A 14219-nucleotide genomic window follows, 5' to 3' on the forward strand; every position below is an offset into this window, starting at 1 on the left:
TACCTATTAATAAGGAGGAACGATTATGTTTGGGAAAACAGCCGGTGAAGCATTAGTGGATCTTTTAATTGACTGGGGTGTAGAACACATATATGGTATGCCTGGAGATTCCATCAATTCTATAATTGAAGCTTTAAGGAAAAAACAAGATAAAATTAAATTTATTCAAGTTCGCCATGAAGAAGCTGGTGCGTTAGCAGCGGCAGCATATGCGAAATTAACAGGAAAACTTGGTGTTTGTATGGCTATTGCAGGACCTGGAGCGATTCATTTATTAAATGGTTTATACGATGCAAAACTCGATCAAGCTCCTGTACTAGCAATTTCAGGACAAGTAGAAAGCGATTTACTCGGAACAGATTTTTTCCAAGAAGTAAACTTAGAAAGAATGTTTGATGACGTTGCGGTTTATAACCAACGAATAATGTCAGCGGAACAGTTACCTGCTGTAGTGAATCAAGCGATTCGAATGGCATATACAAAAAAAGGTGTCTCTGTTCTTACAATTCCAGATGATGTTCCAAAATTTGAAGTGAAAAATGGTGCGCGCATTACAAACTCTTCCTTTACATTACCAGTAATATTTCCGCAAGAAGAAGATTTAGATGTAGCGAAACTCGCACTTAATGAAGCGAAAAAACCTGTTATTTTAGCCGGGAAAGGAGCTAAACATGCGAGAGATTCTTTACTTGCATTTGCAGAACATATCGGTGCTCCAATCGTACTTACATTACCAGCTAAAGGGATTGTTCCTGATGAACACCCTCTTTGTATCGGTGGATTAGGATTAATCGGGACGAAACCTTCTTATGAAGCAATGAAGCATGCAGATACTTTAATTATGGTTGGTACTTCTTATCCGTTCACTGGTTTCTTACCCGAAAAAGCAAAAACACTTCATATTGATACAGACCCTGCACAAATCGGGAAACGTTATACGACAGATATCGGCTTAGCTGGTGATGCTGATAAAACATTAAAATGGTTAATTGAAAATGTAGAAAAACACGAGGATCATTCCTTCTTAGAGCATCATCAAGAAATGATGAAAAAGTGGGAAGAAAAATTACACACTCAAGAAGAAGATTCTTCTACTCCAATTAAACCACAACGAGTTATGCATGCACTGCAGAAAGTAGCAGAAGATGACGCAATTCTTTCAGTCGATGTTGGAAATGTAACAGTATGGACTGCAAGGCACTTCCGTATGACAAACCAGAAATTTATCATTTCTAGTTGGCTTGCAACACTTGGCTGCGGTTTACCTGGTGCACTTGCTGGACAAATTGCTTTCCCGGGTAAACAAGTGTTTGCAGTTTGTGGTGACGGCGGATTTGGAATGACAATGAATGATTTCGTAACAGCTGTTAAATATAAACTGCCAATCGTTGTCGTTGTATTAAACAATAATAAAATTGCAATGATTAAATTTGAACAAGAAGTTATGGGAAATATTGAATTTGGTACAGACTTAACGAATCCTGATTTCGCAAAATATGCTGAGGCGTGCGGTGGTATTGGATACCGTGTAGAACAGTTAGATGACTTACTTCCCGCCTTTGAAAATGCAGTAAAACAAAGTAAACCATGCATTATTGATGTAGTTGTAGATGTAAATGAAGCACCAATGCCAGCAAAAATCACATTTGGTCAAGCAGCCGGTTATACGAAACATATGATAAAAGAATTATTTGAAGAAGGTAAGATTGATTTACCACCACTTTAAAGAAAAAAAGATAGCTGAAAACAATTTGTCTTCAGCTATCTTTCTTTCTTTCTTTATTTTTGTACCTCTCTATGAAATGAAAAATCATTCACGGTAGGCTGTATTTGTTTCTCTACTTTCACCTCTTCATTCTTCTGTTTCGCTCTTCTAACATTTCCTAGTTTAATTGCATCTTGCATACTATTGCTAATTAGATTCCCTGACAAGATTGTCATACTATAGAAAGCGATTGGTATAAGTACAATCCATGTATGAGTAGTTAAGTGACGGAAGTTTTGACCAATTAGGCCAGTCCATTCCTTTGTTACACTATCTGCATCTATAGCGCCAAAAATTATTGTTCCGCCAAAAAATAATTCCAACAAACCAAGATGCAAGAGGAGTAATAAAGTACTTACAAATTGCTGGGCTACTAATAAAAGAAATGATGGTAACATATGCGGCCATACATGGCGTTTCAACCTCTGCCACTTACTTCCGCCTAGCACAGTGGCCGCCAACATAAATTCTTCATTCTTAATACGTTTTACTTCTTGCGCCACATACAACATAACAGTCGGTACAGCAAGGCACGCAAGAACTATAATTTGAAACGCAACCCGTAAATGAAACGGAGCAGCAGCCTCTCCACTTTCGAACGTTAAAACTGCATTTAACATAAAATAGGAAATCATAATCATTGGTACAATACTAAACGGATCAAAAAAAGATGAGATAACTGGAAATGAGCGTTTACTGTACATACCAAGTAATAAACCAATAGCTCCTCCAATTACTACACGTAAAACTGCGATAACGATACTTGCACCAACTGTCCATTTCGCTCCTTCTATTATTAACTGGAACAGGTCACGGCCTTTCTCATCAGTTCCAAACCAAAATTTACTCGACGGTGAAAACGGAGCAGCCTCTAATTCTCCTTTTTCGTTATACATCATCGTTAGTTCACGAATATTCCCATCGAAAAACAGCGTATTTCCAATACTAACAATCATTAGTACACTCAAAAAAGTAACACCTAGCCAAAATCTCACATCTCTTTTTACAACTTGCCACATGTTACACACGCTCCTTTATAACATTTTGTAAAAGCGTATGTAATAAACGAAATAGTATAAAAAGCGGTACGTATAATAAAACTAAACTCACTGTAAATATTTCTAATTTTGAATTTTCTTTCACGAAAACGAACATACCGTACGTATTAAACAGCCATTCAATAATATATAAGTTTGATAACATAAATAAAATATTCGTTTTTGCATAATAGACTGTTGTTAACAGGACATTTCTTGAAATATGGTGCGTCAAAATATGTCTTAAACTTAGCCCTTTACTCTTAGCAAATATACTATAATCTTTCTCTAATTCTTCTCTGAAACGTAATAGTAGTAACTTAATAAATAATAATGTTGTAGGTAAAGTAAGACATATTATTGGTAACAGGCGAGCCCTTTCCTCTCCAAGTCCTGCAAATTTCACTGGCATAAAACCTGTCTTTTGAAAGATTATTACTACTAGAAGTTGAGATAATAAAATTAATAAAATGTCCGGAATACTTTCAAGTGCGACGAAAATCCCATTCCACATACGTTGCTTTGATTGAGAGCGCTGTAATACCCACACAACGATAAGATACGCAATGAGTAAAGATAGTATAAATGCCGAAATAAATACAAACATTGTCTCTACATAATGAATCCATATTTGTGGAAATAACTTTCTTGAATTCCGAAATCCATACGTAATTTCACCTGGTTGAAGTAACTTCTCTCCAAGAAACACAACTGTGTTCCAAAAACCGATTAGATCAATTTGTAATCCCTTAAATAAACGCGGTAGTGCCCCTAAAAATAGAATACAAATAAGCGCCGCAAATAATTGTAAACATGTAACCCCACACCACTTACCAATTCGAATGAACATAACTATTACCCCTTCTATTTAAATGAGTATTCAGAAATTAAAACTATGTATAGTACCTATACCTTTTAATAAAATAACTCCTCTCTCGACAAAACATATCGATTCTCGTCATTTCTCTGAAGTTGTATTATATCTTTCGACTATTATCCAACATTTTCCTTCTCGCTCGATTATATACTATAAAAAAGCACTTATTTTTAAAATAAGTACTTTTTTATTTAATTTCATTTTACGAATGTATCACACAACCACTCATAAAACTTTTCCTTCTCTTCAAATTGAGGGTAATGTGCTGAGTTTTCAAAAGCTATAAATTCTTTTTGATTCGCCTCAATTCTATCAAAATACTGTTTTGCTGCATGAAATGAAGTATTATAGTCATATTTACCCATAAGAAAATAAAGCGGTAGATTCAGCTTAGTTACTTTAGTAGATAATGGATTCTTTAAATCTTTTTCTAATAAGACAGTTTGAGAATGTGATAATCCAACGTTATAACGAATTACGTCTAACAAGTTATATTCATTACTAAATAGCATCCTCATGTTATCACCATCTGGATTTTCAATGAGTCTTGATGTTCCACCATATTTCGCAACATAATTTCGCGGAGTGTATGTATCGCCATTTTTAATTTTTTCGGTTAACCCTTTTAAATAGGAAACCTCATCTGGATTCCCCGCATTTTGTGCCTGTTCAATAACATAGTTTAAGCTATCCATTTCACTTTCTACTGTATCACTCATCTGTCCTATTCCAACATATGCATCATATTTTTCAGGGGCTTTATTGGCAGCTTGCATTCCAATATATGTACCGTAAGAATGACCAACCAATATTACTTTTTCTTTGCCAAGACGTTTTGAAATATAATCTGTCATAGCTAATAAATCTTCTACAAGTAGGTCTGATGATAGATTCGAATAGTCTTCAAAGAAATGATACGATTTCCCGCTTGCCCTTTGATCGTAATTAACAACTGTGAATTTCTCTTCCAATAAGTCTTGATATTTTTGAGCATATGGTATTTCTGAAGAACCTGGTCCACCATGGATAAAGAGAATAACTGGATTCTTCTTATCTTTTCCGCGTATCATAATTTCATGACCACTTCCATTTATCTCTACTTGCTCTAATGTACTTATACTGTTTTTCCCCTTTATTTGCGAGGTCCATGTAGGAAATACTAACGCCATAATTATTAATAGTATAATAGTGACTGCAATACGTTTTACTAATTTTTTTATCTTCTTCATAAGACGTTTCCTTTCTTATAAATTTGTAAAAATAACAATTTAGTTCTGTAAAACTACCTCAAAAAAATATGAATGTACAACAATTGCACTTTCCAATTTCATCTCAATCTTTTTTACATTATTAATATCCCATATACTTCTTAACTTTCCGCTATATAAACTCTTAATATTTTCTTAATTTTCAATACATTATTCGTAGAAAGACTTGATCACAATGTATTACAAATATAGAAAAGAGTCCTTGTTGTCAAAACAAGGACTCTTTTCTCAAACTATTTCGCTACTTCTTCTTTCGGCATTACCATACCTTTATAAAGTTGGACAGTAATCCAATAATAAATGAAATAAATTACTATGAAGATTCCTATTGGCATCCACACTTTTACAAATGGGTCAACTAATATGAAACTGAATAAGTTAAGCCCTACTAAAACGTGGGAGATTCCAATAATTGCTGGGAAGATAAATAAATATGAAATCTCTTTATATATACTTTTTGTTAACATACTACGTCTCACACCAATTTTTCGTAACATTTCATAACGGCGTACATCACGAGAAGCTCCTGTTAATATTTTGAACATAAGAGAACTCGCCATCATTGCTAAAAATGCAATTCCAAGGAAAAATCCCATAAACATTGTTCCGCTCATGAAACTGTTCACGAACTGATAAGTTGTCATTTTCGTATATAATTCTACTTTTGTACCTGTTGTTTTTTCAATTTGTTCTTTTTGCCTCTTATCAATTTCTGTCAATAACGGTTTATATTTTTTCATATCATCTACTTTTGCTAATGTTACAGTATGCTCTGTTCCTTGAATTCCTTTGTAATGCTCTTCATCTGCAATTCTTACCGGTTTTCCGTTAAACTGATTATGTGTAATTTGTATCTCTCTTACAACCGCATCTTCCCAATCTTTTGGCATACGAGGAAGCTTATTCGCTACTTCAGGAGCTTCCAAAGCAGAATAGACAGGTTCAGTTAAAGGTGTAGCCACACGTTTACGAGCAGGTTCTTTTAAAGTCTTTGTATCAAAATGATCTGAAATAAGTGGTGGTTTTTCAGTTAAGTCGTTACGTAAATAATAAACCGCTTCTCCATCTACTTTATACTTATACTTGCTTTCTTCAACAATTTCCATTTCTTTTAATGCCGCTTTATCTTGCTCATTTGGATTATGAATTACGACATCATATACACGTGAGAAGTCTGTCATAATGCCTACATTCTTTTGAAACGCCATACCTGCTGTCATTGCACCTGCACCTAATGCAATTAACATCGCTACAGTGCCTAGTACCCTCGATAAACTAGTTACTCGAAAACGTAACTGTGCATAAGTAAAACTATTTAATCCCGTTTCATTTCGTTTTTTATTTCCTTTAATTTTCATTACAAAAAGTGGGAGCAACGAGCTAAAAATGAAATACGTTCCTACTGTCGTAACAATTGTCGCTATTATAAATCCTAGTTCAGCAAACATTTTTATATTCACCATAAAATAATATCCTGTACTTACTAGCAATACACCTAGTACTGTCATAATAACAGTACGAGTCTTACTTTTCTTCACCTCATCTTGCGTTTCATCTTCACGTATTAACTCTAATTCTGTTTTACGTAATAATCGGAAACTATTCATTAAACCAGTAATGAAAAATAATATTAAGAAGAAAATAGATGTAACTAATATAGCTGGTGTGTACACAGATGCGTAATTACCTTTTGCTGAAATCTCCATTCCATTCATTAAAAAATTTCCTGCTACACTAGCAAGTACTATTCCTACTAAAATACCGATAATAATACTGACAATCCCCATACCAAAAGTCTCAATAAATAATAATTGCGCTACTTTTTTCTTTTTCGCTCCAAGCATCATGTACATACCGAGTTCTTTTCTTCTTAATGTAAGTAAAAAAGAATTGGCATATATGATGTAAAAAACTGTAATGAAAGAAAGCAATATTGCACCAACCCAAAAGACGAGCCTAATACTACCAATGAGACTATTATCTTTTGTAAATTCACTATTCATCGCCATCGTTTGGAACATGTAAAAAATACTAATACTAATGACTAGACCAATAAGTAAAACCATATAATCCTTTAACATTTTTTTCATACTATGACGTGATAATTTGAATAACATAGTCTCGCCCCCCTTACTTCAACTCAGTTGCTGAGCCCATTTGGGCAAGCACACCTAAAATATCTTGATAGAAATTTTCTCGTGTTCCTTGTCGTTTTAACTCTTTATAAAGAAGTCCATCCTGTATAAATAAAATACGTTCACAATAGCTCGCACTAAATGCATCGTGTGTTACCATCAAAATACTTACATTGTGATTTTCATGTAAATCTTGCATCGCTTCTAATAAACTTTTTGCATTTTTACTATCAAGTGCTCCTGTCGGTTCATCTGCTAATACGATTGCCGGATTATGTACTAAAGCTCGTGCTGCCGCTGTTCTTTGTTTTTGTCCACCAGAAACAGCAGTCGGATATTTAGTTAAAATTTCAGTAATCCCTAATTTCGTCGCAACCCCATTTACTTTTCCAGTAATCTCACTTGATGGTACGCCTTGCAAGGAAAGTGGTAAAGCGATATTTTCATAAATTGATAAATTTTCTAGTAGATTAAAATCTTGAAAAATAAATCCTAATTTTTGAGAACGAAAATCTGATAATGCATTCCCTTTCATAGAAGTAATATTTGTGCCAGCTATTGTTACACTACCACCTGTCGCTTGATCAAGTGTACTGATCACATTTAGTAATGTCGTTTTACCAGATCCAGATGGACCCATAATCCCTACAAACTCTCCTTCTTTAATACTTAATGAAACACCCCTTAATGCTTTTGACTGATTCTCATTTCTTTTCCCATACGTTTTTTCTACTCTTTCTACAGTAACTACATTTGTTGACATCTCTTTCACTCCATCCCTTTTGTATAGTATAAATTTCCCATATATTTCTTATATCTTTCTCATAAAAATTCTTAAGAATTTTTAAATTTTCCAAATGCAGATTGAGATACATAAGAAATACAAACGATTTCTCTGCTTAATATTCTCACTTTTCTAAAATCCTTTCATTCGATTTCCCTTACATTTACCTTACATTTTTGTAAGGTTAAAAAAACAAACCACTTCATAAGAGCATTTCTTTGGAATGAGAAATGCTTTTTATTGTTATCAAAATTCAAAATATATTTCAATAACAATAATAATTAAATAAAAAACAATACATTTTTATTTCAAAACGATAAACAACATGATAAAATCATGTTGTTATTACATAAGTGAGGTGCTTTTTATGAAACAAGTTACGACACTCTTTTTAAAGCTAGCTATTACTTTTATAGGATTCCCAGTTCTTGCATTGTGCATATTTTTGGTGCCTAAGATTGGGAATTTTGCTGGAGAATTGTATCCAGATATTGCTTATATGAAATCTCTCGTTTTAATTGATATGTACGCGGCAGTGATACCTTTTTACTTTGCTCTGTATCAAGCTTTTAAACTTTTAAGCTATATTGATAAGAACCAAGCGTTCTCGGAATTATCGGTAAAGGCTTTAAAGAATATAAAATACTGTGCCATCACGATCAGTACCTTGTACTTGCTAGGTATGCCACTCTACTATCTCATGGCAAAAAAAATTGATCCTCCAAGTTTCATACCAATCGGATTGACCATCATTTTCGCCTCTATGGTGATCGCCGTTTTTGCTGCTGTTCTCCAAAGGCTTTTACAAGAAGCTATTAATATAAAATCAGAAAATGATTTAACGGTCTGAGGTGGAGAATATGGCAATTATTATTAATATTGATGTGATGTTAGCAAAACGAAAAATGAGCGTAACGGAGCTTTCGGAGAGGGTTGGGATTACGATGGCGAATCTTTCCATTCTGAAAAATGGGAAAGCAAAAGCGGTTCGTTTTTCAACATTGGAAGCGATATGTAAGACTTTAGATTGTCAACCAGGTGATATTTTGGAGTACAAAAGCGACGAATACACTCAATAAAAACAAATAACAACTTTCTTCAACCAATGGGATTAGATTGTGAAATTAAGATGAAGGGATAGCAATTAAGCTATCCCTTCTCTGCGTTTATTATTGTTATTTAATATATCTTTAATTACTTTAACTTCAGTATTACATATTAATGGTGTGTTTTATTATCAATCTCTATTTCCTATTTTTAATTTCCTCTTTCATACTTTTCACAAACGCATCTAGTTCAACAACTTCTGACTTCTCTTCACCATATTTCCGTACATTTACAGCTTCGCTTTCCATTTCCTTATCCCCAATAACAAGAACATACGGAACTTTTTGCATTTGCGCTTCTCTAATTTTATATCCTAACTTTTCATCTCGTATATCTCGTTCGACACGAATTCCGGCTTGTGCTAATTTATCTGCAATCCTATTTACATATTGTTCATGCACTGCATTTGAAACTGGAATTACTTTCACTTGAACTGGTGCCACCCACGCCGGGAACGCGCCTCCAAAGTGCTCAATTAATATTGCTAAAAAACGGTCTAAAGATCCTAAAACTGCTCGGTGAATGACAACTGGTCTTCTTTTTTCATTATTTTCATCTATATAATTTAAATCAAATTTTTCTGGCATTTGGAAATCAAGTTGGACTGTTCCGCACTGATGACTTCTATTTAAAGCATCTTTAATATGGAAATCAATTTTCGGACCGTAGAATGCACCGTCACCTTCGTTTAATCTATATTTATAATTTAATGACTGTAATACATTTTCTAATGCCCATTCTGCTTGCTCCCATAATTTATCATCACCCATTGAATCTTCTGGACGAGTAGAAAGCTCTACTTCATACTCGAAACCAAAAGTTTTATACACATAGTCAATTTGCGCCAACACTGATTTGATTTCATCTTCAATTTGTTCTGGTGTTACAAATAAATGAGCATCATCTTGGCAGAAAGTACGAACTCTTAATAATCCGTTTAAAGCGCCACTAAATTCATGTCGATGCACTTGACCGAACTCACACATACGAATCGGTAACTCACGATAAGAATGTAATTTATTTTTAAACATAAGCATATGGCCTGGGCAATTCATCGGTTTTAACGCAAAACTTTTATGATCTACTTCTGAGAAATACATATTGTCTTTGTAATGTCCCCAGTGTCCTGACTTCTCCCATAATTCTTGATTCATCATAAATGGAGTACGCACTTCTTGATAATTGTACTCATTTTGAATTTCTCTTAAAAATGCTTCTAATTCATTGCGAATAATCTGTCCTTTTGGCAAGTAAAAGGGCATTCCCGGAGCCTCTTCCGAAAACATAAACAATTCAAGTTCACTACCTAATTTCCGATGATTTCTCTTTGCGGCCTCCTCAACAAAATGTAAATACTCTTCTAATTTTTGTTGAGAAGAGAAAGCAACACCATATATACGCTGAAGCACTTGATTGTTACTATCGCCTCGCCAATATGCACCAGAAACATGAGTTAATTGAAATGCTTTCAAATAACCAGTAGATGGCAAATGTGGTCCTCTACATAAATCTACAAATTCACCTTGTTTATACAGTGTTACACTTTCCCCATTAGGAATTGCTTCTAAAAGCTCTAATTTCAAACTATCATTCATTTCTTGAAACAATTCTTTTGCTTCTTCTCGAGAAACCTCAACTCGCTCTATCTTTACATTTTCATTTATAATATTTTTCATTTCTTTTTCTATTTCCGGTAAATCTTCTACGTTTACACTACTTTGAAGATCCACGTCATAATAGAATCCATTTTCAATGACTGGCCCTACACCAAGGTTTACATCACCATAAATTCTTTTTACAGCTTGCGCTAATATATGTGCCGCAGAGTGTCTTGCAATTTTTATCCCTTCATCTGAATCCATAGTAATGATTTCAACTTTCGCACTTTCTTCAATGTTTCGTCGTAAATCAAAAGACTGATCATTAACTTTTCCTGCGACTGCTTTCTTTTTCAAGCTACTACTAATTGCCCCAGCAATTTCTTCTAAAGTAATGCCTTTCACAAATTCTTTAACGCTACCATCTGGAAATTTAATTTCGATCATCTGTTCTTTCATTTTTCATCTCTCCATTTCATAATAAAAAGCACACTCATCCCTAAAATAGGGACGAGTGTGCTTTTACCCGTGGTTCCACCCAGATTCCCATCGCAAATATACAATGGCTTCTTTTACGGTAACGTCGTTTACACGGCACTAGATACTTGATTTCCCCAGTGCAGCTCTAAGGTGGTAAGTTATTTTACTGCGTTAGGAAGTTCTCAGCTTTTCTTCCTTCTCTGTATAACCGTTTAAAATAACTCGTGTCCTTTTCTTCGCTTATTATGAAATAAAATATAAAAAAGCATATTCATCCCTAGTAAATAGGGACGAATATGCTTATATTCGTGGTTCCACCCAGATTCCCATCACAAAAAACATAATGGCTTCTTTTGCGGGTAACGTCGCTTACACGGCACTAGATACTTGATTTCCCCAGTGCAGCTCTAAGGTGGTAAGTTATTTTACTGCGTTAGGAAGTTCTCAGCTTTCCTTCCTTCTCTGTATAACCGTTTAAAATAACTCGTGTCCTTTTCTTTGCTTTTGTAACAATTACATTTATTGTTATTTAATATATCCTATTCATTTTATTTTTACAAGTGTTAAAAATATATTTTTTATTCAAAAAAAAGAAACCAAAAACATTTTTTGGCCTCCCCTTCTCTTTTTTACCAATCTTGTGGTTCGTAATTTAAGTCTGAAAATAGGCGTTTTTTCTCTTTTTTCGATAAATCTCTCCACTGTCCGACTGGTAAATTATTCAACTCAATATTCATAATTCTCGTACGTTTTAACGTGTATACTTGATAACCCAAAGCTTCACACATACGGCGAATTTGACGATTTAGCCCCTGTGTTAAAATAATTTGGAACTCATATTTTGATAACTGTGTTACTTCACAAGGAAGTGTTTTTGTATCTAAAATTTTAACACCTGCTGCCATTTTCTCTAAAAACTCCGGTGTAATCGGCTTATCTACTGAAACGATATATTCTTTCTCATGTTTGTTTTCAGCACGTAAAATCTCATTAACGATATCGCCATCATTCGTTAACAAAATTAAACCATCTGAGTCTTTATCGAGACGTCCGATGTGATTAATTCGTAAAGGATGATTCACTAAATCGATAATATTACCTTTTACGGCTTTTTCACTTGTACATGTAATACCTACTGGTTTATTTAAAGCGATATACACATGGTCTCGAGCAATACGAAGTTGCTCTCCATTTACTCGTACGTCATCACCTGGATTTACTTGGTCACCAATTTTTGCAACCTTACCGTTAATAATTACTTTTCTCTCGTTAATTAACTTATCTGCTCCACGTCGAGACGCTTTTCCAGCTTCACTAATAAATTTATTGATACGCAAGTTAGGCACATCCTTTTCATAAAAAATTTCAAGCTCACACTGCTTCTACCGTACAATACAAAAGGGTAAGCCTCCTATTATAACTTAAATATATTAACATGAAAGGGTATATGACGTCTTCACTTAATTACATGTTTACACGAAAATAATTGGTCCTCTTTTCCTTTTCACCTCAAACTGTTTAGCAGTCAATAGATTAACCCTTGAATATAACATCATTTATTTACTTTTTTCATAGATAATATACCGATATAAGTTTGATTAATCATGCCTAAATAATTCACAATATGTGAAAAATAAAAAAGAACCCTTTTAAAAATAATCAAAATGGATCCTTCTTCAACTAAACGAATACTAGTTTTTATACAAAAGTGTTCAATAATTATAATCTTTGATAGAAAACATCGTTCAACAAACAAAATAATCTCGAACTCCCCTAATTTTTTACGCTTCACTATTTTCTTCACATACTCCAAAAAGTAGCCCTTGATTATCTATACAATAAGCAAAGTAACCCATATTAGGAATAGCAGTTTTAGGTACAACTACTTGTCCACCATTTTCAATAACTTTATTTATGTACTCATCAACTGAAGGTACTTCAATCGAATTAGTTGTCCTAGTAGCACCATCAGGTGATTTCATTAATCCACCATCGATACCAGGTCTATCACTCTCACCTGTAATTATGAACCAATAGTCATGTGGCCCAGGCATTTTTTCAAACTTCCATCCAAAACTATTTGTATAAAATTGAATAGCTTCTTCAGGGTTTGGGACTTGCAATTCAAATCTTAAAACTCTACTCATTTAAATATCTCCCCTCTTATTCTTGTACAAAGTAATTATACAAGAACTAATGTTCTGCATCAAATTTTTCGAAACTAGCTACTTTAATAAGTTCTAACTTTATTTAGAAGCGGCAACAGACCATTCTTCCTTCCGAATAACTCTCTTCCCATTTATATTTTCAACATACTCATTTACATTTGCTAACTGATATAACTCTGGGAAAATTTCTTTCATATAGAGTTCATGTGCTATTTCATCTTGCCAATACGTTAATACTATGTAACGATTTTCAGTCTTTAAAGACTTCCCAACAACTCCACCTAACATTCCTTTTGCATTTTCCATTCCTTTATTCCAAATTGTTTCTTGCGTATGTAAAAAATCCTTTTCTTTTCCTTCTTTCACATCGCAAATTGCAACTCTTACAAATGACCCTTGTGCAGTTACGTCTTTCAAAGGAGTTTCTGTTATATCATACAACGTTTGAAACATTTCAATATTACAGGAAGTATATGTGCCTTCTTGATTACTATTTAAAAAAATTGTATCATGAGCATCATTCATGAATGATTGATATGCATTTCTATCCTTCCATAAAGTATACACACACGCTTCAGCTTCATTCCACCCACCAAATTGTCCATAGAATCCGTCTAAATACTGTAAATCACGCCATTTTTCTTGCGCATCAGAAAACAATTCCCTTTTCTCTTCTTCCACCTTGCAAAATATTGTTTTTAATAGCATTTCTAATCCCCCTTATGATACGGTTCATTTCCCACTTGCAATACTTTCTATTTTTCCACCAACGCAAACATTAATTTTACTCTCAATCACCTCTGCTTCTATATGTATTAGAGAATGGCGATTTATCTCATCCCCTTGTCCAACATGCATATTTATCTTTTCCGTTCCAAGATAACGATATTTTATAAGATACGCCGCTAAACATCCATTTGAGCTTCCTGTTGCCACATCCTCTGTGATTCCATAATAATCTGCAAAATCACGGACATTAAGATCATTGATTTCCCAACTA

Annotated in this window: 13 protein-coding genes and 2 other annotated features; of the genes, 3 read left to right on the plus strand and 10 right to left on the minus strand. The window is 33.9% G+C overall.

Annotation, left to right across the window (positions count from 1 at the left end):
* Window positions 1–25: 25 nt before the first annotated feature.
* A complete protein-coding gene (locus JFU18_RS03980; protein ID WP_201033748.1) occupies window positions 26–1726 on the plus strand; it encodes a pyruvate oxidase in 1701 nt (566 codons plus the stop codon).
* Between the two features lie 53 nt (window positions 1727–1779).
* On the opposite strand, the gene JFU18_RS03985 is transcribed toward JFU18_RS03980, so the two are convergent.
* From JFU18_RS03985 to JFU18_RS04005, 5 genes are all read right to left on the minus strand, one after another.
* Window positions 1780–2784: an ABC transporter permease gene (locus JFU18_RS03985; protein WP_201033747.1), complete on the minus strand. Its 1005-nt coding sequence runs from the start codon at window positions 2782–2784 to the stop codon at window positions 1780–1782.
* 1 nt (window position 2785) lies between these two features.
* Entirely contained in the window at window positions 2786–3652 is an 867-nt protein-coding gene (locus JFU18_RS03990) for an ABC transporter permease subunit (protein WP_002031892.1), read from the minus strand.
* A 224-nt stretch (window positions 3653–3876) separates the two neighbouring features.
* Window positions 3877–4908: an alpha/beta fold hydrolase gene (locus JFU18_RS03995; RefSeq protein ID WP_201033746.1), complete on the minus strand. Its 1032-nt coding sequence runs from the start codon at window positions 4906–4908 to the stop codon at window positions 3877–3879.
* Between the two features lie 272 nt (window positions 4909–5180).
* Window positions 5181–7064, minus strand: coding sequence for an ABC transporter permease (locus tag JFU18_RS04000; RefSeq protein ID WP_201050268.1), 1884 nt, complete (start codon window positions 7062–7064; stop codon window positions 5181–5183).
* Between the two features lie 13 nt (window positions 7065–7077).
* Window positions 7078–7845 carry an ABC transporter ATP-binding protein gene (locus JFU18_RS04005; RefSeq protein ID WP_201033166.1) on the minus strand — a complete coding sequence of 256 codons (768 nt, stop codon included), beginning with the start codon at window positions 7843–7845 and terminating at the stop codon, window positions 7078–7080.
* 388 nt (window positions 7846–8233) lie between these two features.
* On the opposite strand from JFU18_RS04005, the gene JFU18_RS04010 reads away from it, so the two are divergent.
* Together JFU18_RS04010 and JFU18_RS04015 are read left to right on the plus strand one after the other, a co-directional pair.
* Window positions 8234–8716 carry a DUF2975 domain-containing protein gene (locus JFU18_RS04010; RefSeq protein WP_016102056.1) on the plus strand — a complete coding sequence of 161 codons (483 nt, stop codon included), beginning with the start codon at window positions 8234–8236 and terminating at the stop codon, window positions 8714–8716.
* 10 nt (window positions 8717–8726) lie between these two features.
* The gene (locus JFU18_RS04015) at window positions 8727–8945 is read left to right on the plus strand and encodes a helix-turn-helix domain-containing protein (RefSeq protein ID WP_002168434.1); all 219 of its coding nucleotides are present in this window, start codon (window positions 8727–8729) and stop codon (window positions 8943–8945) included.
* 165 nt (window positions 8946–9110) lie between these two features.
* Here JFU18_RS04015 and thrS read toward each other — a convergent pair whose 3' ends face one another.
* The 5 genes from thrS to JFU18_RS04040 all read right to left on the minus strand — a co-directional run bounded on the left by thrS (window position 9111) and on the right by JFU18_RS04040 (window position 14209).
* Entirely contained in the window at window positions 9111–11030 is a 1920-nt protein-coding gene (gene thrS, locus JFU18_RS04020; RefSeq protein WP_201033744.1) for a threonine--tRNA ligase, read from the minus strand.
* Between the two features lie 44 nt (window positions 11031–11074).
* Window positions 11075–11297, minus strand: a binding site (T-box leader).
* Between the two features lie 37 nt (window positions 11298–11334).
* Window positions 11335–11559 (minus strand) — a binding site (T-box leader).
* Window positions 11560–11680: 121 nt separating this feature from the next.
* Complete coding sequence (locus JFU18_RS04025) at window positions 11681–12388, minus strand: pseudouridine synthase (protein ID WP_002085707.1); 708 nt, start codon at window positions 12386–12388, stop codon at window positions 11681–11683.
* A 444-nt stretch (window positions 12389–12832) separates the two neighbouring features.
* Window positions 12833–13198 (minus strand): VOC family protein, encoded by a 366-nt coding sequence (locus tag JFU18_RS04030; protein ID WP_002031902.1) that lies wholly within the window; start codon window positions 13196–13198, stop codon window positions 12833–12835.
* A 99-nt stretch (window positions 13199–13297) separates the two neighbouring features.
* Window positions 13298–13927 (minus strand): DUF4937 domain-containing protein, encoded by a 630-nt coding sequence (locus tag JFU18_RS04035; RefSeq protein ID WP_098168164.1) that lies wholly within the window; start codon window positions 13925–13927, stop codon window positions 13298–13300.
* A gap of 24 nt (window positions 13928–13951) precedes the next feature.
* Window positions 13952–14209 (minus strand): PhzF family phenazine biosynthesis protein, encoded by a 258-nt coding sequence (locus JFU18_RS04040; protein ID WP_080448095.1) that lies wholly within the window; start codon window positions 14207–14209, stop codon window positions 13952–13954.
* Window positions 14210–14219 lie beyond the last annotated feature (10 nt).

Source organism: Bacillus sp. TH22 (assembly GCF_016651015.1).
GTDB classification, from domain to species: domain Bacteria; phylum Bacillota; class Bacilli; order Bacillales; family Bacillaceae_G; genus Bacillus_A; species Bacillus_A mycoides.